Below are 19372 nucleotides of genomic sequence, written 5' to 3'. Positions count from 1 at the left end.
TCGTTCAGAAACTTACTTGAAGAAAATGTCGTAGGACAATTTAACGATCAGCAGCACCAGCAGCACGAGGAATAGGATGCGCACGAAGGCGGCGCCGCGGCGCACGGCGATCCAGGTGCCCGTCAGGGCGCCCAGGATGTTGCACACAGCCATCGGTGCAGCCACGGCATACACCACGTGACCGGCGGGAATGAAGAAGGCCAGCGCAGCCACGTTGGTGGCGATATTCACCAGTTTCGAGCAGGCCGAAGCGAGGATGAAGTCGAAGCCGAAGACGCGGATGAACAGGAAAATCAGGAAACTGCCCGTGCCCGGCCCGAACAGGCCGTCATAGAAGCCGATGGCGCCGCCGATGACGATGGCGAGAATGCGTTCGCGCGGCCCGATGGGGCGCGCTTCGCGCGTCGTGCCGAAATCCTTCTTGATGAAGGTGTAGATGGCCATGATGATGATCAACACGAGCACCATGGGGCGCACCACCTGCTGCGGCACATACGACACGGCGGCCGCGCCGATGAAGGACATGACAAAGGCGCTGGCTACGGCCGGCAGCACCAGCAGCCAAGGGATGTGCACCTTGCCGACAAACGAGCGGGCGGCAAACGTGGTGCCGCAGGCGGACGCCAGCTTGTTCGTGCCCAGCAAGGAGGTCGAGGCCATGTTCGGCATCAGGTTGAACAGGGCCGGCAGCTGTATCAGCCCGCCCCCGCCCACGGCGGCATCGATCAGGCCGGCAAAGAAGGCAAATAAACACAGCAGCGAGATGGTCAGCATGATAGGCAGTGAGGAATGGGCGACAGCGGCAGTATAGGCGCCGTGGATTTTTCCGGATGCAACTTCATATTGCGGAAAACGCAATCAGGCGTAACGCTTGACGGAATGCGCCCCGTGCGGTCTACTGGCCTCTTTTGCCGGGAGCCGCGCGATGTCGATGAAACTGATGTGGGAGATCCGCGCCTTTTGCACCGTGGTGGAAAAGCGCAGCTTCATCCACGCGGCGCGCATGCTGGGGCGCTCGCCGTCGGCCGTCACGCGCGCCATCCAGTTCCTCGAAGACGCCATCGGCGCCGAGCTGATCCTGCGCACGCAAAAGCAGTTCACCCTGACGACGGCTGGCGAAACGTATTACGCGTCGGCCAAGCACTTGCTGGAAACACAGGCCGAGGCGGAAGACCAATTGGCGGAATTGAGCAATTCGCCGCAAGGCTGGGTACGACTGTCGGCGCCGGAAATCCTCTCGCTGGGCTTTCTGCCGAAAGTGGTGGCGCAATTCTCGCGCGACTACCCGAACGTGTCGGTGGACATCCATTTCTCCGATAAATCCATCGACCCCATCCAGGAAAAGCTCGATTTCGCCATCCGCGGCGCCTTTCCCCAGTCCAGCGAGCTGATCGGCTACCCACTGTGGAATTACCGCCGCTACATGTACGCCTCGCCCGACTACATAGAGCGCATGGGTGCGCCCGGGGAACCGGAAGAGCTGGCCGGCCACGACATCATCATGCACTCGGCCCCCCGCATCCTGCGCGACTGGCATTTCGTTTCCAGCGAACGCAACGTGCGCTACCAGGTGCAGCCCCGTTTCCGCTTCACCTCCGGCATCGCCACGTTTCAAGCGGCTCTGGAAGGCGCCGGCATCGTGCGCCTGGCCAGCTGGCTGGCGGAACCGGCCGTGGCCAACGGCACCCTGCGCAGGGTCTGCACGGCGTACCGGCTGACGTCATCGAAGGAGCTGGACCCCAGCATTCATGCCGTGTACGGCACCTCGCGCATGGCCAAGGGGGCGCGGTTGTTTCTCGAATATGTAAAGAAAAGGGGGATGGAGATACCGGATGAGCGCGTAGCGTGATGTCTATTTTCAAAATAGGCGTGCAAAAAAAACTCTTCACTTCATATGCTATCGCACGCTTCGTCGGCTGCATGCAGATATAGCGACATTTCACCACTATTGCTTTTTAATAGCAGTCAGTTCTTCGTGAAATACGTGTACCGCATGTACAACCATTAAGTTCCCCATAAAAAATCTTGCAGAAAATCAACAATATTGATAGCATTAATATTTAAATAAATAATAAATCTTATGCCGTCAATGAAAAAATACAGTTCGGATATTATCAATGCGATGATAGCCCAGGCCACGTCACCTCAAAAAGATGACTACCTGAACAATGTTTTATATGAGATGTGCAAAAAATCCCCGAAACATACTGATATTGGTGTTATCTATGCAAAGCTATCCATTATTGGACGCACTTATGCTGCAGCACTAGAACGGACCTCGAAAAAAGAAAAGAAGAGCAATATCATATTTTCAACGGCCATTTCAAAAATAATCAAGGATGGCGAACTTGATGCTCTCATCAATGAAGCCAGGATGGTAAAACTTCCAATCTCTCTGGAATTTTCCAGCGTCGATCTGAATGCCATCTCTAAAATATTGGCCCCGCACGCCTATCTTTCACGCGTACTCAGCCAAGCAGCGGAGATAGGAAAGGTTTCGCTTTCGTCAAAATACCTGCATTTTCATCTACCCGATCTCTACCCCATATATGACAAATATTCACGAAAAAATATAAGTAAATTTACCTCGAGCACCGGGAGAAAGTTTGAATACAAAAATTGCGAAGAAAGCTATGCAAAATTTTTCATTAGATGCCTCATATTGAAAAATTCACTGATGAAGAACCATAAAAAGAAATTAAGCATGCGACAGATAGATAATTTATTGTTAGGGAAAAATCCAACTTTTTGACAAGGGCAACATAAATCTCCCTATGTGTATTCAATAGCGCGCAGGGATGAGAATTATCAAAAAATATTGCAAAAATACACCTACCAACAATGCCCGCCCAAGCATTCCGACGAAAAAATAACTCCTAAAACTGTGAATTTATACAAGCCATACAGTACGTTTTAGAAGACTCCAGTCATTAATTCCACTCACATACCATGCCAGTACCGCGGCCGGCTGGCGCGGTACTGCGTCACATCAATATTGTCCCCAAACGCCAGCACCACCGCCCCCTCCACATCCGTGCGCAAGCGGGTAATGCCCATGTCGCCATAGCGCGCATACACCTGCGCCTTCGGATGTTTATAGCGGTTTCTGTGCCCCACCTGGAAAATGGCTAGGGCCGGATGGACGGCGCTCAAAAACGCCGGCGTCGATGACGTGCCGCTGCCGTGGTGCGGCGCCAGCAGCACGTCGGCCGCCAGTTCGCCCTCCATCGAGCGCGCCAGCAATTGCACCTCCTGCGCCGCTTCGATGTCGCCGGCCAGCAAGATCGCATGCTTGCCTGCCGTGATTTTCACGGTGCAGCTGCGGGCGTTCGGCGTCAGGCTGATGTCCGTATGGCTGGAGGGCAGCGGGTGCAACATGGCGAAATGCACCCCTTCCCAGGTCCAGCTTTGGCCCGCCACGCAATGCAGATGCGGGAGCCGGGCTTGGCGCCGGGCCTCGACGGCCGGGTGGCCGTCGAACAGCGACGAAGCCAGCCAGCCTACGTCTATATTTTCCAGCAAGGACACAGCGCCGCCCGCGTGATCGAGGTCGCTGTGGGAAATGATCACGCCGTCCAGCCTGGCGATGCCGCGCGCGCGCAGGTAAGGCACGATGACCCGGCTGGCGCCATCGGAATCGAGACTGTAGGCAGGGCCCGTGTCGTACAGCAGGCGGTGGCCGTGCGTTTCCACCAGCACGGCCATGCCTTGTCCCACGTCAAAGGCAGTCACCCATAGCTGGCCCGGCGGCGGGCTGGACGGCAAGGCCGTCAGCAACGGCAACCAGCCCAGCATGCCCGCCCAGCGGTGCGGCCATCCGCGTGGTGCCAGCAGCCATGCCGTGCCGAACAATGCCCAGCAAAAACTCCACATTGGCGGCGCGGGCGCCGTCCACACGGCAAAGCGGCGCGCACCCAGCCAGTCCAGCACCTGTGCCAGCATCTGCACGATGGCGTGCGCCAGCAGCAACAGTCCATCGGAAAGGGGCGCCGGCAGCAGGCTGCCAGCCAGAGACAGGGGCGTGACGACCAGGCTGATGACGGGAATAGCCAGCGCATTGGCGACGGGAGAAACCAGTGAGACTTGCGAAAACAGCAGCATCGTCAGCGGTACCAGCCCCACCGTCACCACATACTGCGTGTGCGCACCGAGCGCCACGGCCGCGCGCAGGCGGCGCCAGCGTCCCGCCTGCTGCGGCAAGGGCACCGTGGTGCGGCCTGCCGTCGCATACAGCATGGTGGCGACGGCGCCGAACGACAGCCAAAAGCCGGGCCACAGCACGGCCCACGGGTCGAGCAGCACGACGACGCCCAGCGCCAGGCACAGTACGTGGCCTATGCTGGTGATGCGCCCCAGCCACAGGGCCAGCGCCACCACCAGCAACATATACAAGGTACGTTGCGCGGGCACGCCGAAGCCGGCCAACAGCACATACAGGAACGCTGCCAGCGCGCCGGCCAGCGCCGCCACCTTTTGCGCCGGCAGCCGCAAGGGCAGTTGCCAGTCGGTAAAAAACGAGCGCCGCCACAACGTGCCCGCACCCAGGGCGAACAGTCCCGCGATCATCGTGATGTGCAAACCCGAGATAGAGATCAAGTGGCTCACGCCCGTGCGGTTGAATACTTGCCAGTCCGACTGGGTGTGCTTTTACATTTGAGTCGGTAACCTTGACATTAAGTCGGTAACTGAGCCAACTTCGACACCAAGTCGGTAACCACGTTGCGAAATCAATCGTACCAAAGTCGGTAACTGGAACATCAACTCACTGATTTGAAAAACTAATCGCTCACTGTGTAAATTTAGAAACCGCATATCTGATGTATCTCATGCGTCGGCCATAAGACACAATCTCGACACAATATTTCAATTTCACCAATACCAAAACCGCTGCTACTCTGCTTTTGACATTATCTCGGTAACTTAAAAGTTAATTTACATTATGCTGACTACCACCGCCGTTAAATTGCATCGCTGGGCGGTCGGCGTGGGGATATCTGCGCGCTGTGGCGCTGTCTCGGTATGCAGAACCGATTCCGGCAGAACGGATATTGCGTGAGTTCGCAGCCTTATGTGCCACGATTCATATGCAATAACATTGAAGAATGCAGAGGATACCTAGTGGCTTTTCGGGCTGCACCCGGTGCAAATCAGGAAGATGCCGCGCGAGGACGATGAGACGCCGGCCAATACGACTGATACCATGCATTTCTTCGACTACTACCGTCACTTTCCCCCGCAGTTGTTTTCTCAAGAACCGTTGAACCCCAGGCCTCAGCATCGGAGGCACGTCCGAGCGTATAAAAGTATCTGGAGGCAAGCGGCATATTTCTTAATGTCTAAGTGTCGCCATAAGAGATACCCCTCCCCCATCGGTCATCTCAATGCCTATACGCGAACTCATCTACGAACTCCACTTGCCGGCAGCCATACCCTCAAACAATGCCATCAAGAGCATGGATTTCCATGCCTACAGGAAATTATGCAACGGCTGGCGCGCCAGTGTGCTGGCGGCGATTGGGGGTAAGGTGACTGCGGCACCAATTGCCAGAAGCGCGCTGGAGATAGAGCGATATTGCGCTGGAAGTTTGGACTGGGATACATAATGGGTTGTCATTACCAATAGAGCCAAGACAAAGCTACTAGTTTCGTCTTGTCAACCGAAGGGCAGAACCGCTATGCTATCGATATTGACGCTTATATGCAGATTTAGAGGCCAGCATGTCCCGATACTCCCGGCTAACTGCACAACTCCAATCAAGCAAAGAGCCACGAGTGACTCTCTCATTTGTTGAACTTGATACGATTGTTGAGGGCGGACTGCCAAACTCCGCTAAGCAGTACGGTGCCTGGTGGGCGAATAAAGCGTCAAGTCAGCCGCACGCACGATTCTGGTTGGACGCCGGCCGCCGTGCTTCTCCAGACTTCAAAGCCAAGCACACAGTATTCACGCTCGATGGCTCAGTTGACGCCAGCGAGTTAGCCGCAGCGGTTGTCGACGAGTCAACGCCAGAAGCACTGACGGAGTACGTCGAAAGCAGCCTCAGCCTCGAGCGCGACCTTGAGGACCAAATTCTCAATCATCTGGAGGTGTTGGAACCCGGGCTGACGCTGATATCACGCCAAGAGTCGAACGATGTCGGCCGGTTAGACCTACTCGCGCGCGACAGCGACGGGCGAACTGTCATCATAGAATTGAAAGCAGGTGAAGCCAAGGATTCATCGATTGGCCAAATCGCCCGATACATGGGGTGGTATGCCCGACAAGACGGAAAGCCGCCGCGGGCCATCTTAGTTGCGAGTGGGTTTTCAGAGCCTGTGCGCTACGCGGCTATGGCAATTCCAGGTCTGAAGCTTGTGACTTACCGAGTGCAGTTCGCGTTTGATGAAGCCACCATCTAGCCGCGCAGTTTACATGAAAGCTCAAGCACGGCCTGCGTCCTTCTCAACATTCAACCATGAACGAGAAAGATATTTGACCAATGCAACGCTTGAGACTGCTGCGATGCGCCTGTGTACGGTGGGTCCTGCCGCCGGCCCGTGGCGATTACGGTGCCAGGAGTGGCTTCACTTGTTGTCACGCTAAACAGGCAAACTGGAAAACTGGAAAACTGCAGTTTCTCATTGAGGGTATTCGCCGGCACCTTTATACAAAATTCCAACATATCTCCGACCGATATATCGAGTGGTGCATCTCCGATAGACTTCGTATCACCGATGATTCTGTATTCGTTCTGATAGCTGTACCGCCGTTGGCAGCGTCACCCCAACAACAGTCAGTAGATTTTTTGCCAAACCCCGGATTTTCAAGTCAGCTTGACTGGCTGGGAGTATAAGCAATGGGGCGATTCGTATTAATTTCCTAAACTGCACGTTGAAACTTCCATATTTCATGGTCAAGCAATCGCGGTGTGATGTGCGGCTGTAGTTCCTTCAGTTGCTTCACAATGCCGAAAAGTAGTGGTTGCGCCTCCGCAACATCCACCTTCCGCTGCAGCGAATTTTCCAAGAAACGGAGAATCATTCGGTCAGGTTTCACGAATTCATCCGAGCCTGCGAGCATCGAGATGTACTGAAATGAAATACCACTTTTCTGCCCTGGAATGAGTCGGATGTCCCGTTCAAGCGCTGCGCTAATATTCGCGCGCTGAAAATCTTGAAGGTGCTCAATTTGATAGAATCGCAACACTTGCGCGAATCGGAGCACTGCTTCTGACTTTAGGATTCCATTGCGCGCCGAAGTCCTTTGTCGGTTTTCAAATATCGAGGTCATCGCCTCAACACCGACTTCCTCAAAGTGACCGCACAATGTACTTATCGATTCTTGTTCGCTGCGTTGAGGAATGGCCCCGCGAACGCTGCAATACTTGAGCAAGCCAAAATTTTGACAGTAACGTTCCACGACATTCTGAACGCTACCGTAGCGCACGCCAATCGAGAACACAGCGTCAATGACGCATAGTGTCAAGCTGTGATAGTAGTACTCATCGCTCAATCGAGCGGAATCAAGGGGTAGTAGCTTGGCTGCAATCTCGGCCAATTGGCGAATCTCATCAGCACTATTGGCCAAAATTTTCAAGTCTACCCTCCTCATAAAATAATTTGTGATTCGTGTAGCCTAGAAACTCATAAAATGGCATGAAAAGGCAATATGCACATCGGTTCATGGCTATTCAGTTTCTTGTCGTATTACGAATGCTTGATGACAAGTGACGGTTATTGGCCGGTTACTGAAAGTCATTCTCGGTCAGAGACCTATCATGGGCAATTTCCGTGAAGTTTATCAAATTCCAATCCGTTGCGAATTTCAAAATTCCCATGAAGAAAATGACGTTGCAAGAGACCTTCACCCTCGGTTACAAGTCGACAACCAAGACGTTCAACCATCGGGCTGATGTGTCCATGATTCATCAACCATTCGTCATATCCATGTATTGAAGGACCACCAACATTGATAACAAACTCAGTGCCATAAAAACAGAAGACGAATAGCGTTTCTAAGTGCTTTGTCGTAAACACTGTGCAACCGAAGCCAACAGGTACCCAGTCGTTTGTATCAGGATGACGCATCAAAGTCGTTTCAGGGTAAATTCGTCTCTCGGAATACGGCCACTCTGCGAAGTTGTTTCCATAACGGGCGTATGTCCGGATATTGTCAAAGAATTTCGATTCAATTACCTTATCGACATCATCCTTACCAAATGTTTCAGCAACGGTTTCTAATGCCATTTTGCACAGGAATCGAGACATCTCGCGCTTCGGAAGGTTCATTTCAATCGGAAACAGGAAGCCGTTTGGGAGGCCCTCTTCAAATTCCGCAGACACGCGGCCCTTGTCGCGTAACCGCTCCGGTTCGATTTCGAGCTTCCCATCGCGTCCACGACGAAATCCGATAGCAATGTCTGTTCCACCGATATATCCAAGTAGAGATGGAATTCGCCCTTTCTTATTTGGAATCTGATGCCACGCTCTGATATTTCTCATCGATGGATGATTAAGTATGGGTTCTTCGACCTTTCGAGCAAAGTAATTATTACATTGGTCGCATACGACCCCAAGAGTTAGTAAACGTCTCTTGCTGCCTATGGACTCTGGCATAATGTGTTCCAGACTCTTTGACAGAGTGGAATCACTCCTACAGAAAATACAATGCATAAATTAGTAATGTAGATTTATTCAAAACTTTGCCCGACTGCACTTGGCCGATGGTTGACAGTCATGAATGCAAATCACAAAGACTGTAAAAGTCAGTATATGCGTACTTGTGCCGATTGTACAACATCCCATTTCCCCCAACCAGCTAGGATGAAATTCGTTCTAAATCATCCTTTTCCCTACGTTTATGTTAGATTTTGCGTATATTCAACCATTTGAACCACCTATCCTTTTGGAGACACCATGACGTCGTATGCAGAGTATGTTGAACAAATCGCAAAATTGCAATCATTGGCAGAAGCTGCCCGCAAAGATGAGCTCAGTGGTGCAATCCAGAAAATTAAGGATTTGATGCAACAGTACGGCATCACCGTGGAAGACCTATCCTCCGGAACTCGCTCGAAACCGGCAAAAGCCAAGGGCACGGTCGCAGCGCAGTTCGAGAACCCTGAAACGGGTGAGACTTGGACGGGCCGTGGTCGCGCACCACGCTGGCTTGATGGCAAGGACAAGGAGCAGTTTCGTATCGCGAACTAATTCGTGGCCTCCGACCTCGCCCGCCTCCAGAGCCCATCGGCAGCCAAAGTGCGCTGGATGAGTTCTCTTTACTCGGCCGAGCCGCATTTCTTGCTCGCTATGGGTTCGGAAAATCGCGCGACTTTCTGGTTCGAAATCCGGCAAACGGCGAGCTTTGTGATTCCAAGGCCATCCTTGGGGCTGCTTTCGGATTCCAGCACCCAAGCGAAGGCCCATTGGAGCCAGCGGATTTCTCCGGCGGCGAGGCCACCGTCGCGCCCAAGTTGCAAAGCCTCGGATTCGAGGCAGCCCGAATCGGCGAAGACTGGTCACAGCAAAAAGTGGACGCTACCGGCGCGGCCTACTTCGAAATGCTGCTCTTGGAAGCAAAGCAGGGGAAGTTTAACAAGTCGTAACGTAACGCCGCCTTTCGTCATCTTCAAGCGACATTCCAACCATTGAGTCACCGATTGATACCGACTCTCCATGGGGCTGGCAAAACTAATGGACACGGCCATCCTACGACTGAAGTTATTGATGGAATATTGATTGGAAGAGGGATTGGTACTTTGGTGACAGAAGATACGTTGACTGGGTTCCAAGAAATCATTCGGTCACGAAAAATTCTATCATTTCCTTCTACCACGGCAGTTCAGCGCACGCTCTAACTATGAGGCACCAAATACCGCTGTCCGCGCTAAGCATCTGCCATAAGGGCTTTAGCTAAAATAGTTTCAATCCAATCAAGCAATCAGGGACGCCGCCAGTGAGCGCAGATGTTCAGAATACCACGCCAGTACTTGCCGCCGAAGGCGTCATTCTATTTATTGTAGAGCTGGCGCCGGTCATCATTCACGCTACGCCATTCAAGTGACGTTCGCGACGACCAAGCTGGCGACATTCAAGGCCCGTAAAGTAATACCCGCACCTGCCAAGGGAGACCGCGTGACCGGGTTTCGAGCCAACCGGGAATGAAGGCAAGTGGTTTGCTGCAGCTCAGGATGCAGAATTCTTCGAGCTGGCGAATCGTAGCCCTTCAGACCATGGACACTCATACGCGCGGAGCGGGACTATTCGGTGGAACGGCTGAAGTTTGCGCTGGCAAGGGGCATGACGGCTCTGCGCGGCATCGCAAACGGATGGGGCTACGACGTCACTGGCATTGACGTGCTGGATGCGTACGCGGCCATGATGACGGCGGCCGGCGCTGCGGGAGTGGGTGAGACTGTGCTGTGGTGAAAGCGGATGTACGGGCTATAATTACAGGCAGTGCTGCGGGCGGCGATTTCGTCGGGCGGGTCCTGGCACAGCAGTCCGGCGAATGAATTTTTTACGTAGGACTGCAAAAGCAACACACGTTGTGTGCCGGGAAGGCCTTTAACCCGCCCCTGCTTCCGAGGTGACCAGACTATGGCCCGCGAAAGGAAGACGGAAACTAGACCCACCGTTTCGGCCTCGGATGGCACCGGCATTGTACGGTGAAGAAACCGCAGCCCAATTCCGTCTTAGTGTCGCTGTGTAGGGCCGACCTGGGACGGGGCCATCGACATGGCATGCCATGGCGACGGCCATAAACAGGTAGGCTGGGCGATTTTACGAAAAATCGAGTGCGCAACTTGCAATTCTCATTGCACGCTCATATCCTGGCAGGTGCCCCGATTGCAGCGAGCCTGGAAGGCTGGCCAGCTCGTTCACGAACGACTGAAGTTGAGAATTGTTGTTTAGAATGCCAAACTTCACCAGTTCTTTCGCGCCAAAGCAGTCCGCATTAGTTTCATTGTTCCATGGACCTAATGCGTGATGTGCGCACTCGTGCGCGAACCACCATTGCTTCACGATTGGCGAATATCGGCTTATGACATTGGGGTTCAAGACGATGATTGGCGCTCCGTTAGGCGCCGTCCTCGCAACACCGATGTTGTCCAATGAATAGTCGACATAGATAGCGACCTGCACTCCAGAATTCGCCTTGCAGCTCATAGCTAATCCACCGACTTGGACCAGATACTGCGGCCCCATTACCTGACCCTCGGAAATTCGCGGTACTAGCGCGAGCAAAGCAATAATTAATGCGAGCAGTTTCATTATTTCTCCAAGGTTGGGGCCAAAGGCTGCATATCATTCTATTGCATTTATTGCCATAAATTCTCCCCATTTTCCACGCGCGGAAACTTTTGGCTCATTGCGATTGCTAGGGGAACCTTACGCGGCGGTGGAAACGCAAATGCTGCACAACACGTGATTTACCCACCCTCGCTCTTCCATCGCAGGCGAGGATGTCCTTCCGCAGGACGGACTCGCGCGCCGGAAGCCAACCCGGCATCCACATCTGCACGTACGCCCCAAAAGCGTTTGGGCCTTTTCGATACCGACAAGGGTTCCAGCGCCGGCCTTTCCATCCTTTCCCACGCCGTCGCTATTGCGCCCCTCAAACGGGCGGTTCATCAGGAAGGGTAATGTGCTGCTTGCCCACTTCCACTCAGGAGGACACTGGGACGAACCTCGCGCTACGTGGACAACCAATCTGGCGACATTCAAGGTCATCGTGAAGAAAAACCAGGGCGGGCCAGGGGAGACCATTCTGCGTGACTTGGTTGCGAGCCAGCCTGGTCAGGAGGGGAAGTGGTTTGCTGCGGCCAAGGATGCGGGCTTCTTCGAGCTCGCCATCGAGCTGGCGAACAAGAGCCCGTCAGACCCACGGACGCTCATTCGTGCTGCCAGGGACTTCGCGGTCGAGAGGCCGGACTTTGCGCTAGCAGCCGGCATGACGGCGTTACCTGGTATCGCCAATGGATGGGGCTACGATATCGCCGGCGCCGACGTGTTGGACGCGTATGCTGCCGTTATGGCGGCGGCCAGGATGAGCACTTAGTTAAGTCGTATGTCCGGTCGGTAGTGGCGGAAAGTCGTCGCGGTGGTGAGTCTATAAGGCAGATGCTTGCGCGCCAATCGGCGCTGTAACCGTGAAATGATGCTAGCAACTTCACAACGTTTGCTTGTGCCAACCATCGACGATGCATATTGGATTTTACAAGCGAATATGACTTTTCGGAAGATTTATGCACATTTCATAAAATTTAAATCTTTGATTTTTAAAGGATTTTCATACCCATCCTACAGACTGAACAGGCACTAGGAATTATCGCTCTTTACCATCGCCCGAAGGCAAATCGGTGTAGGCGTAGTGTATGCACTGTTAAATGGCTCTATATCCGGGCCTCTGGAAGCCCGGCAAGCTGTCGTTACAACTCCGTCTCGTCTGGGAATCCCCCCACCAGCAGCCATCGACCATTCTTTTGATTGAGATAGAGTTGCCCCTTCCCGTATGCGACCCCTTCCCCCCGACTAGCACAGCAATCTGTGCACATACAACCCCACTGAACAGAGTCACGTTCTTTGCCGTCAACAAAATATTTCTCGTCATCTAGTGGCTTGCCGCAGTAGTCACAAGCTTCTGGAGCTGGGTTGAAATACTCATCTCGCCGACGTCCTTCATCAATGTCGGAAAATTTATCAAATTCTGATATCTGCTGCATTAGTGTTTTCCTTTTAAGTGATTTCATAGTAAATACAATACACAATCGTTGCCCCTCAGAGGCGACTTTTTTCCAGTCACTCTAGGAGCCGCTCGGCTATGGCCAATACTACTTAATTACGAGCAATGTCGGTAGTCGTATTTTCTATTTGCAAAAATTTCGTAATGTCTAGGAAAAGATGCGATACTTGTTGAACACGTTTTCCCTAACCAAAGAAAGTACTTATGAGTCTCGTAACGAAAACTAGCCTTACAAAGCGGGCTGCATATCCCTACACTTGGATTGCTTCGCCTGGTGATAACCCGAACATCACAGGCAAAGCCGATTCGGGGCGAGTCAGTCGTAAAGAAGGATATGAGGTAGTCGATTTCATCAATGCATACGCTGCAAAGCATTCGCTGGTGAAACCAGCAAGTGGCGACAAAATCGAGGATATGCTTCACGCGTGCGACAAAGTCATGCGGGTAGATGCTACGACATGGATTCAAGCGAACTGGGCAACCTGGAAGGCAAGCTAGCCCTCGGCAATCTAATAGATGACGCCCCAATGGGTCCCCACCCCGGAAATCACCAAAGTCTTTGACTTGCGGGACGGGATACATCGGGACATGGCAAACGTAATTGGCAGTAAGCTACTTTCCGAAGCTCCGGTGTGTATGTTGTTGAGCGTGTCATATGTTCTCCAGTTGGTGAAGTTTACCAAACCAGAGTGTCCGAAAAGTCAGGGTACCCCACCTGACACAGATTACAAATAGCGATTGTGCTAACATAATCCGACAACGCCCTCAATTCTGAAGGCTTTTTTCGGAGTTGGAATTACAATATAACCTCGCTTTTCGTGAAACGTAAACCAATTCATGCACCTTCAACAAATTGACGTCACTGGCTGCCGGCTTGTCGGCGCCATTACAAAAGAATTAGGTATGGATGGCCCAAAACATCACGCGGTTGTCTTGGGCAGAAGTACCTTCGACGGTGAAGTATACATAGCGGAACTGATGGACAGCGGTTACCAGGTTACAACCTACATGCATTTCCATAACCGATACGCACCTAATGGAACCATACGCCTTGAACCGAACAACGGGCCGAACAACAACGTGCAGGTGGCACAACGTGCAATTGCAGAATTACGGCAAGCCGAGTCAACCTACGATTTGGTGGTCAACAACTGCGAAAGTTTCGTAAATCGTGCGATGCACGGCAAATCCAGCAGCTCGCAAGTGGCTCACACAGCTTTGGGCGTCGTCGCCTTGGTCGGCTTATTCTATGTATTAAAAAACTCAAAGTGAAGACGCATTGCCATCATGGTTTCCATTTCTATTAGAACCTCCAACTGCGACCAAGATAATCAATACCTCGTTGAGGAACTTGCGACTGCGTCGGTCACTCTGGAGCTTCAGTTCGATGAAATCGTAAGCGTTCAGTCTCAGGGAGTGCGTAAACGGGAACTCGTCGATGCCATCCATGTTGAGCTTTCGCGTTTCAAATGGCTTATCTCCGGTAGCGTTCAGATTGAGTTCGCTTGGTATCTGCATGGCGTCGAGCGCCAGGAGACAGACAAGGTTGGCGACATCGACAACATTACGAAACCAATACTTGATGCATTGACTGGGGCGAATGGGATACTCGTCGACGACGCTCAAATCGGCTCCGTTCACACCTTTTGGATGTCCCGAAATGAACAGCTTTCCTACAGCCTCCTTAGGCTTGAGGTCCAGTTCTCCAACGATGACTGCATAGAAAAACACAACCTGATTTTTATTAGGTACTGGGGTGCAATGTGCGTTGCGCTGAACGTGGATTTCGATGACTTGCGGTCAGTTTTAGCGGCATGCGTTGCCCTTCAAGCGCGCAAGAGGCATCGCCGAACTGCTCGTCGCATACATGAACTCGGAGGTCAAGCAGACTCCTTTCTGGTGAACTCGACTTGGGACTTCCATCGGACACGTCTTGGAAATTTCGGTCCCCAAATCATCCTAACGCTCGACCAGTTTAAGCGACGGGTGTTCGTCGCAGGATTGAATAGACTCGGAGTGCGCAAATTATTACGGCCGATTTGAAGTTGTAGACTACCGAAAACCCTGGTGTTGCAGGAGCTTCGTTTCGCTGCGTGGACTGCCACTGGCCTGATTCATGTATCCGGTCATGGAGGGCTAACCAATCTTAACCGGTGGTCTTTTCTTCGACCAACGTTACTGGGGCAAAAAGCTAAACTCTTAGGCTTTAGCGTGTGAAGCCGCCCGGTCAGTGCTTGCAGGTTGTCGCAAACGACTTTTGCGGCGAAGTCCTGCAGGACCGCCAGCTGGAACAGGCCGGTGAAATGCTCCAGGTTGAGACGGTGCTTTAGGCCCTTAAGGCTCCTCGATGGGCCAGCGGCGGTAGTACAAGTCGCCGAATACGGTGGCCGGGAAGAATGCGGCATTGAGCAGATTGGTCACCAGGACACGCACCTTGCCGGTTGACGCGACATGGCGGACCAAGCGCATCGTTTGCGGCGCTGGCGGACACTCATAATCGGCGCAGTCACCCCGTCGGGCGCGCTCCGCATGACGACCGCTTTAGCGAAGCCAGCGCGCAGACGAAACCTATATTACGACAGGCCGGAGCGTAAGTATCGAAGATGGCCCGAGGGCCTAGCGAACCTATTATCGGAGTGCTAACAAGGACAAGAAGTCGAAATCTCGCTGTTCCGTCGGACCTCTCGAGCTCTTCTAGGTAGACGTCCTCTCTGCGGCGGTAGCGGAAGACACGAATACCAAGAAGATATTGTACGACGCGCGCAACTGGAAGGTGACGGTAAGACCACTCGCCTGTTGCCTTAATCGTCGGCTGAACAGCGGAGACGGGGAAATGGCGTCGAATTATTCAGATGCTACTGCGGAGCCACCGATGGTTCGCGGTGAATCTAACGACGGTTCCGTTTCTTCGACGCTTGGGTCGCCTTCTTCTTCCGTTTCATTGCCCGCATCTTCTGCTTGTCACCGGTGCCGCCCTCTTTATGTGGGAAGTACTCGCCAACCGAGTCTTTGGGGAATTCATCGGCGTGATTGGCATAGACTGTGTCTTCCGAAAGCATTCGCCCGAAGTCCACGTTACGCATCTGATGCGTCTGGTTTGCGGTCAATCGTGCCATTTCATCGACGCTGAGAAAGTCAATTCGACCGTTTGGAAGGTATCGCACCTTGAGCAGACTATCTGGGCCTCGAAGTCCCTTGGCAAAGTGCATCATGCCGTTTTTCAAGTGCTCGCGCGCATAGTTCACCCGCTTGCACTCCTGCGCCCGCGACTCGCTGCAATGAAGTTCCTACCTGCGGAAATCTTGAACCAGTTTGACAATGGCAGGCTCGCCCGAGGTTGCGGCATCGTCACGGTTCGCCAGCGGCCGGAGACCGCCAAAGGTGTGATATTCGTGACCATTGAAGATGAATCCGGTACGGTGACCGTCATTTGCTGGCCCAACCTGGTGGAGCAGCAGCGCAAGGAATTGATGGGCGCCAAGCTACTGGGAGTTTATGGCGTGTGGCAGTGCGAGCGCAACGTACGGCACCTGGTTGCCAAGAGGCTTGCGGACCTGAGCCACATGCTCGGGGAGCTGGACACAAAGTCTCGGAATTTTCATTGAATGCGACTTGCGGAAGAATCCATCCAAAGATGGCATTCGGCGGCTCGCCGCTGCTGTCCCAAACCAATATCGGCACAAGCCCACTCTAAAGCGATTTCAGTAGGCGCAACTTGAGTTTCGTGCTAAACGGGTTGCAACAGCATTTGGCTATGGTCACGGGTCATTTTGTAAACAGGTACCTTCAATCTTGCCGCCTTTGAAATTACGGCCTCAATTCCCGTCATATCAAATCTTAGCCCAACTATCAAAGCAGAAATTTGCATATGCTTGGGCATTGGGACAAACTTTGCCTTATCGGTGAAATGTACTAGGCGCCATTCTTTCTCGTACGACCAATCCGCATGTTTCACTGCAATAATGTTCGCTAGGACCTGATGAGGAGTGAAAAGTAGCTCGCTGAGGCAAGCGGCAGGAACATCTGTAGCGTACCGTACATTGTACTGCGCCATAGTCAAATTCTCCTTGGCGTTGGCGAAGTTCAAAGGGTTGACGGCGTACTCTACGCAGAATGCTTTATGACTACTAGCGTAGTGCGACCACATCAAAGGAACATCCCAGTCCTGAGCAAAGCACGCCACACCAAAGGCCGAAGAGCGGCGTTTGAAATCCTCGATAACTGTTTTTTGCGATGTATGACCTGCAATCCAGTCTTTTAAAGTCTGGGTAAAGCAGTCGTCATAGAACCAATGATTAGCGACTTCTGAATTATCCAAAAAGATTTCTGAAAAAGCTTTACGCAGCCTTGCTTCATCGGAAAATTGCCCCTGAAAAGTTAAATCTTTGATATTGCAATTCACGTCAAATGGGTCCTTGAAACTCTTTGGGTCGGACATCCATATCTTCTTCTGGCTTAGACTTCGGAGATACCTCATTGACAGAAATTTATACCTTGGCTTATTTTCCTTGAGCTTTACTCTCCGTTCCTCCCTCATTGCCTCAGTGGTGTAATTCATGTTTTCCTAAAATTTACTATCCCAGCTCAGCGGTTAGATTGCCCGTCATGATGCGCATCATGCTGGGCAATTGCTAGAACGGCTGCTTCTGGACGGATGCTGCCGATAGTGCTTTGCCGCAACTATCTGCTTATGGGTTTTATTTTCCGGAGTCTGGTACTGCATCGTCCTTGGGCAAGTACTCCACCTGCTTGCGAAATGCATCGCTTATTTCAATTTTCTTAGTTCTTGCCAATTTTTGGTATCGTCCTTGAGTGTTTAACTGTTGCGCGTTTGGGTCGAAGCGGAAAATGTGGCGAAGTATCCCTTCAAGCTCACGAATTTCCTCCTCTCTAATATTTGGCCAAACAGCGAAGACAGAACACGTGTCCCACAACTCACCTTTTTGCCTTCTATGGGCTCGAAGCCGTCCCTTTATGCCACTAGCAGACATTCCAACATACACAACATTTCGATGCGGCTTCTTCGGATTCTCGGACGCCTGAGTACAGTAGAGAACATATATTCCACGCATACCTTTCGGGAGTGCGTCGATGTCGTCTTTGCTAACTAGCTCTAGTTGCTGCTCAATAAGCCTTAGAGGCTCAACACGTTTAGAATTCTTTTTCGAAGAAATGGTCATTTAGATTCCTCAAGCTGTTCCTTCCATTCCAGATTTACAGTAAATCGGAACCCCATTTTCGTGGTCTAAAGAAGTTCCGCTTCTGGCCGACCGCGGCCAATTGTACGTTATCCCAGGACTAACATGCTCAATCTTTTCCGCCAAGAAATGTGAGCATGTAAGCTCAAACGACAGGTGCCACTCCGGCCAGAATGCCGGATAAAGTCGAACATATGCATTCAACTCGGAGAACACCATGTGCGTCAACTACGTGACTGTTTCACGGCAACTGGCCTTTGACTTCTTCCGCACGTCAATGGAGGACAGCGACGATTGGCATGATGAGCTCTACCAGGACTACGTTGGTCCAATCATCGTTCATGACGAAGCCGGCAATCGCAGAGGTCTGACTGGCACATACGGGTTCGTCTCGAAGCGACATATGCCACCCGGCCAGCGCCTCACGACGATGAATGCCCGTGCCGAGACCGTTGGCCAGTTGAGGACGTACAAGTCGGCTTGGGCAAAGTCTCAACTTTGCCTCGTCCCAATGGTCCGCTTCTTCGAACCAAACTGGGAACAACCAACGCATGTGCGCTGGTCTATCGGAATGGCCACCGGCGAACCATTTGCCGTCGCCGGCCTCTACCGGGAATGGGTCGAGGAGGAAGGGCAGCGAACATTTTCGTTCACCCAGCTGACCGTTAACGCCGACGACCATCCCTTCATGAGCCGCTTCCACCGACCAGGCGAGGAGAAGCGTTCGTTAGTCATTGTCCCAACCAGCGAATACGACGAGTGGCTTGGCTGCAAAGACACAGAACGCGCGAGGACATATCTTCAGCCGTATCCGGCCGACCTGATGTATGGAGAGCCGGCACCGAAGTTACCTGTTGTCAAGCAACGTGAACTTTTTTAAGCTGAACGTTCTCGCCAAACGTGATGGAACAAGCAGGTTTAAGCACCATATAACGGAGCAGCAATCATTGGATGCATTGCCGGCGGTTTGCCGGGCAACTAGGCCGGTCGTGGGAAGTGCGCCACCGCGACTGCCAACCGCGCGGGCATCGGCGAGTCAGCCTGCGCAGCTTCGGGTTGGGCGCCGCCTTGGATGACAAGTCCAGTTCCATAGTTGAATAGGCCAAACCAGTCCATCGGTAATGCCGAACGAATGGCCGATATACCTGCGAGTTTTCCACATATTCACTTTCTATCGCTGTGAGCCCACCTATGGTTTTAATGCCCAAGTGAAGTGTGCCACCAGCTTAGCTTGGCCAACCACGAGAAGAACTAAACCACTAAACGACCGCCCCCAAGAAGACACTAGATTACCGGCTCAACGGTTTGAACTGTGTGTTGCGTTGGCCGATTGAATCCGCAACCCAAACTTACCACTCGAGGATATTCATCACCGCCTTCTAGGCCGAGAACTCGACGCTGGAGTATGATAGTGATAGGCTAATATCGATGCAAAAGGCACTATGAATAT

21 protein-coding genes and 1 pseudogene are annotated in these 19372 nt (G+C 52.5%); 12 read left to right on the top strand and 10 right to left on the bottom strand.

Annotated features, from left to right (window positions below; all coding sequences use genetic code 11):
• Positions 1-12 precede the first annotated feature (12 nt).
• Positions 13-774 (bottom strand): TSUP family transporter, encoded by a 762-nt coding sequence (locus O0879_RS02260; protein WP_034756294.1) that lies wholly within the window; start codon positions 772-774, stop codon positions 13-15.
• A gap of 151 nt (positions 775-925) precedes the next feature.
• Between O0879_RS02260 and O0879_RS02255 the strand changes: the two genes are divergently transcribed.
• Both O0879_RS02255 and O0879_RS02250 read left to right on the top strand, forming a co-directional pair.
• Complete coding sequence (locus O0879_RS02255) at positions 926-1849, top strand: LysR family transcriptional regulator (RefSeq protein ID WP_289914444.1); 924 nt, start codon at positions 926-928, stop codon at positions 1847-1849.
• 231 nt (positions 1850-2080) lie between these two features.
• A complete protein-coding gene (locus O0879_RS02250; protein WP_289914443.1) occupies positions 2081-2752 on the top strand; it encodes a hypothetical protein in 672 nt (223 codons plus the stop codon).
• Positions 2753-2940: 188 nt separating this feature from the next.
• On the opposite strand, the gene O0879_RS02245 is transcribed toward O0879_RS02250, so the two are convergent.
• Positions 2941-4605 carry a DNA internalization-related competence protein ComEC/Rec2 gene (locus tag O0879_RS02245; protein WP_354670177.1) on the bottom strand — a complete coding sequence of 555 codons (1665 nt, stop codon included), beginning with the start codon at positions 4603-4605 and terminating at the stop codon, positions 2941-2943.
• 1167 nt (positions 4606-5772) lie between these two features.
• Between O0879_RS02245 and O0879_RS02240 the strand changes: the two genes are divergently transcribed.
• Positions 5773-6399, top strand: a complete 627-nt coding sequence (locus tag O0879_RS02240) for an endonuclease NucS domain-containing protein (protein ID WP_289914442.1) — start codon at positions 5773-5775, stop codon at positions 6397-6399.
• Positions 6400-6859: 460 nt separating this feature from the next.
• On the opposite strand, the gene O0879_RS02235 is transcribed toward O0879_RS02240, so the two are convergent.
• Together O0879_RS02235 and O0879_RS02230 are read right to left on the bottom strand one after the other, a co-directional pair.
• Positions 6860-7576: a hypothetical protein gene (locus O0879_RS02235; protein WP_289914441.1), complete on the bottom strand. Its 717-nt coding sequence runs from the start codon at positions 7574-7576 to the stop codon at positions 6860-6862.
• Positions 7577-7755: 179 nt separating this feature from the next.
• Complete coding sequence (locus O0879_RS02230; RefSeq protein WP_289914440.1) at positions 7756-8652, bottom strand: HNH endonuclease; 897 nt, start codon at positions 8650-8652, stop codon at positions 7756-7758.
• Positions 8653-8895: 243 nt separating this feature from the next.
• On the opposite strand from O0879_RS02230, the gene O0879_RS02225 reads away from it, so the two are divergent.
• From O0879_RS02225 to O0879_RS02215, 3 genes are all read left to right on the top strand, one after another.
• Positions 8896-9189 (top strand): H-NS histone family protein, encoded by a 294-nt coding sequence (locus tag O0879_RS02225; RefSeq protein WP_289914439.1) that lies wholly within the window; start codon positions 8896-8898, stop codon positions 9187-9189.
• Between the two features lie 215 nt (positions 9190-9404).
• Positions 9405-9584 carry a hypothetical protein gene (locus O0879_RS02220; RefSeq protein WP_289914438.1) on the top strand — a complete coding sequence of 60 codons (180 nt, stop codon included), beginning with the start codon at positions 9405-9407 and terminating at the stop codon, positions 9582-9584.
• A gap of 694 nt (positions 9585-10278) precedes the next feature.
• Positions 10279-10407: a hypothetical protein gene (locus O0879_RS02215; RefSeq protein WP_289914437.1), complete on the top strand. Its 129-nt coding sequence runs from the start codon at positions 10279-10281 to the stop codon at positions 10405-10407.
• Between the two features lie 354 nt (positions 10408-10761).
• On the opposite strand, the gene O0879_RS02210 is transcribed toward O0879_RS02215, so the two are convergent.
• A complete protein-coding gene (locus tag O0879_RS02210; protein WP_289914436.1) occupies positions 10762-11253 on the bottom strand; it encodes a hypothetical protein in 492 nt (163 codons plus the stop codon).
• Positions 11254-11626: 373 nt separating this feature from the next.
• Between O0879_RS02210 and O0879_RS02205 the strand changes: the two genes are divergently transcribed.
• Entirely contained in the window at positions 11627-12040 is a 414-nt protein-coding gene (locus O0879_RS02205; protein WP_289914435.1) for a hypothetical protein, read from the top strand.
• A gap of 370 nt (positions 12041-12410) precedes the next feature.
• Here the strand turns inward: O0879_RS02205 and O0879_RS02200 are convergent, their stop codons facing one another.
• Entirely contained in the window at positions 12411-12704 is a 294-nt protein-coding gene (locus tag O0879_RS02200) for a hypothetical protein (protein WP_289914434.1), read from the bottom strand.
• Between the two features lie 224 nt (positions 12705-12928).
• Here O0879_RS02200 and O0879_RS02195 point away from each other — a divergent pair, with 224 nt between their 5' ends.
• From O0879_RS02195 to O0879_RS02185, 3 genes are all read left to right on the top strand, one after another.
• Positions 12929-13222 (top strand): hypothetical protein, encoded by a 294-nt coding sequence (locus O0879_RS02195; RefSeq protein ID WP_289914433.1) that lies wholly within the window; start codon positions 12929-12931, stop codon positions 13220-13222.
• Between the two features lie 339 nt (positions 13223-13561).
• Positions 13562-13996, top strand: coding sequence for a lecithin retinol acyltransferase family protein (locus tag O0879_RS02190; RefSeq protein WP_289914432.1), 435 nt, complete (start codon positions 13562-13564; stop codon positions 13994-13996).
• 15 nt (positions 13997-14011) lie between these two features.
• Positions 14012-14767 (top strand): RusA family crossover junction endodeoxyribonuclease, encoded by a 756-nt coding sequence (locus tag O0879_RS02185; protein WP_289914431.1) that lies wholly within the window; start codon positions 14012-14014, stop codon positions 14765-14767.
• Positions 14768-15058: 291 nt separating this feature from the next.
• Here the strand turns inward: O0879_RS02185 and O0879_RS02180 are convergent, their stop codons facing one another.
• Entirely contained in the window at positions 15059-15187 is a 129-nt protein-coding gene (locus O0879_RS02180; RefSeq protein ID WP_289914430.1) for a hypothetical protein, read from the bottom strand.
• Positions 15188-15612: 425 nt separating this feature from the next.
• On the bottom strand, positions 15613-15933 hold the full coding sequence (locus O0879_RS02175) for a hypothetical protein (RefSeq protein ID WP_289916131.1): 321 nt from the start codon (positions 15931-15933) through the stop codon (positions 15613-15615).
• A 33-nt stretch (positions 15934-15966) separates the two neighbouring features.
• On the opposite strand from O0879_RS02175, the pseudogene O0879_RS02170 reads away from it, so the two are divergent.
• Positions 15967-16329 (top strand): annotated as a pseudogene (locus O0879_RS02170) (OB-fold nucleic acid binding domain-containing protein); the annotation flags it as partial.
• A gap of 122 nt (positions 16330-16451) precedes the next feature.
• Here the strand turns inward: O0879_RS02170 and O0879_RS02165 are convergent.
• Positions 16452-17162 carry a DUF2971 domain-containing protein gene (locus tag O0879_RS02165; RefSeq protein WP_289914429.1) on the bottom strand — a complete coding sequence of 237 codons (711 nt, stop codon included), beginning with the start codon at positions 17160-17162 and terminating at the stop codon, positions 16452-16454.
• A 259-nt stretch (positions 17163-17421) separates the two neighbouring features.
• Positions 17422-17904 (bottom strand): GIY-YIG nuclease family protein, encoded by a 483-nt coding sequence (locus O0879_RS02160; protein WP_289914428.1) that lies wholly within the window; start codon positions 17902-17904, stop codon positions 17422-17424.
• 235 nt (positions 17905-18139) lie between these two features.
• Here O0879_RS02160 and O0879_RS02155 point away from each other — a divergent pair, with 235 nt between their 5' ends.
• Entirely contained in the window at positions 18140-18802 is a 663-nt protein-coding gene (locus tag O0879_RS02155; RefSeq protein ID WP_289914427.1) for an SOS response-associated peptidase family protein, read from the top strand.
• Positions 18803-19372 lie beyond the last annotated feature (570 nt).

Origin of the sequence: Janthinobacterium sp. SUN120, from assembly GCF_030397735.1 — a bacterium.
In the GTDB taxonomy this organism is placed as follows: domain Bacteria; phylum Pseudomonadota; class Gammaproteobacteria; order Burkholderiales; family Burkholderiaceae_D; genus Janthinobacterium; species Janthinobacterium kumbetense.
The sequence above is the reverse complement of the archived record's forward strand: the minus strand, read 5'-3'. Positions and strand labels throughout refer to the sequence as shown.

Coding starts and splice junctions, on each gene's coding strand:
- O0879_RS02260 (WP_034756294.1), bottom strand. CDS start 774: ATGCTGACCATCTCGCTGCTGTGTTTATTTGCCTTCTTTGCCGGCCTG.
- O0879_RS02255 (WP_289914444.1), top strand. CDS start 926: ATGTCGATGAAACTGATGTGGGAGATCCGCGCCTTTTGCACCGTGGTG.
- O0879_RS02250 (WP_289914443.1), top strand. CDS start 2,081: ATGCCGTCAATGAAAAAATACAGTTCGGATATTATCAATGCGATGATA.
- O0879_RS02230 (WP_289914440.1), bottom strand. CDS start 8,652: ATGCATTGTATTTTCTGTAGGAGTGATTCCACTCTGTCAAAGAGTCTG.
- O0879_RS02225 (WP_289914439.1), top strand. CDS start 8,896: ATGACGTCGTATGCAGAGTATGTTGAACAAATCGCAAAATTGCAATCA.
- O0879_RS02215 (WP_289914437.1), top strand. CDS start 10,279: ATGACGGCTCTGCGCGGCATCGCAAACGGATGGGGCTACGACGTCACT.
- O0879_RS02210 (WP_289914436.1), bottom strand. CDS start 11,253: ATGAAACTGCTCGCATTAATTATTGCTTTGCTCGCGCTAGTACCGCGA.
- O0879_RS02200 (WP_289914434.1), bottom strand. CDS start 12,704: ATGCAGCAGATATCAGAATTTGATAAATTTTCCGACATTGATGAAGGA.
- O0879_RS02195 (WP_289914433.1), top strand. CDS start 12,929: ATGAGTCTCGTAACGAAAACTAGCCTTACAAAGCGGGCTGCATATCCC.
- O0879_RS02190 (WP_289914432.1), top strand. CDS start 13,562: ATGCACCTTCAACAAATTGACGTCACTGGCTGCCGGCTTGTCGGCGCC.
- O0879_RS02185 (WP_289914431.1), top strand. CDS start 14,012: ATGGTTTCCATTTCTATTAGAACCTCCAACTGCGACCAAGATAATCAA.
- O0879_RS02175 (WP_289916131.1), bottom strand. CDS start 15,933: ATGCACTTTGCCAAGGGACTTCGAGGCCCAGATAGTCTGCTCAAGGTG.
- O0879_RS02165 (WP_289914429.1), bottom strand. CDS start 17,162: ATGTCCGACCCAAAGAGTTTCAAGGACCCATTTGACGTGAATTGCAAT.
- O0879_RS02160 (WP_289914428.1), bottom strand. CDS start 17,904: ATGACCATTTCTTCGAAAAAGAATTCTAAACGTGTTGAGCCTCTAAGG.
- O0879_RS02155 (WP_289914427.1), top strand. CDS start 18,140: ATGTGCGTCAACTACGTGACTGTTTCACGGCAACTGGCCTTTGACTTC.